At 42.2% G+C, this 1,017-nt stretch carries 1 protein-coding gene and 1 pseudogene; both read right to left on the bottom strand.

Features of this window, described 5'->3' with window-relative positions; genetic code table 11:
* Positions 1–814 (bottom strand): glycosyltransferase (locus AB4486_RS24660; RefSeq protein ID WP_372119316.1); only part of this gene is annotated, 814 nt, incomplete at its 3' end.
* An 18-nt stretch (positions 815–832) separates the two neighbouring features.
* Positions 833–1,017: pseudogene (gene coaD, locus AB4486_RS24655) on the bottom strand (pantetheine-phosphate adenylyltransferase); the annotation flags it as partial.

Below are 1,017 nucleotides of genomic sequence, written 5' to 3'. Positions count from 1 at the left end.
CATTACAACGAGCTGAATCATAGGTGTCAGAATTTAAGATCCCTTCTACGAGCTCTTGTTCACAGCTCGATAAAAGACCTACCTCACTAGAAACTAACTCCGGCAGTGAGCCATAGGGTGTACCAAACACTGGACAACCAAAATACAAACTCTCTGTAATCGCCAAGCCAAACGGTTCATGCCAAGTCACGGGGAATATCAGACCTTTTGACTGAGTCATGATCTGAGATTTCGTTGTATCGTCCACCATCCCTAAAAAACGAACATGACGATCTAACGTTAACCTGAAACCCATTTTTAGGTTCAATCGATGGCCGCCCAACACATCAAGCTGCTGGCCAGCTTTCTTGGTAATATCAATAGCACCTTGAACATTTTTAACTCGCCACGCCGCTTTCCCAAGAAAATGGAAACGCTCTCGTTTCAAGTTAAAGTTAGGCTTTTGGTAATTATCCCAATTCAAGCCATTGTAAACATAAGCCTGTGCACCATGATTTTTTGCATGCTGAGATGAAACAAAGACGGTATTCGGGTCAATAGGGAGGTCTGAATTACCATGCTGCGTTAAAATGTAGGGATAAGAGATAGGCTCTAAATCAGAGTGGAAATGCACAACATCAATATCATTTGGAAGCTGACTTTGCACTGGTACATTCGGTTGATACTCTATGACTCTCGCCCAATCACACTTTGTGCCTTTGCCAGCGAGCAGAGTTACTCGGTGCCCGGCAAGATGCAAAGCATAAACTAAGTCCCAAATGACTCGTTCGGTTCCACCGTAATTCACCACAGGTAACGTGGCTCTTGTATACATTAGAATATTCATAATCACTTAATTTTTAGAAGCTTTTACTTTAGCGACAACTGCTTGATGAACACACTCTGGAACAAATTGCTCTATTTCTCCACCATGAATAGCGACTTCACGAACCAATGTTGATGATAAAAAAGCAAACTCTTCTGAAGGTGTCAAAAACAGGCTCTCTAGTTCTGGTTTTAATCGACGATACATTGTCG

It is taken from the genome of Vibrio sp. 10N.222.55.C6, assembly GCF_041473395.1.
Classification (GTDB): Bacteria; Pseudomonadota; Gammaproteobacteria; order Enterobacterales; family Vibrionaceae; genus Vibrio; species Vibrio crassostreae_C.
This window is presented reverse-complemented; position numbering and strand designations above follow the sequence as displayed.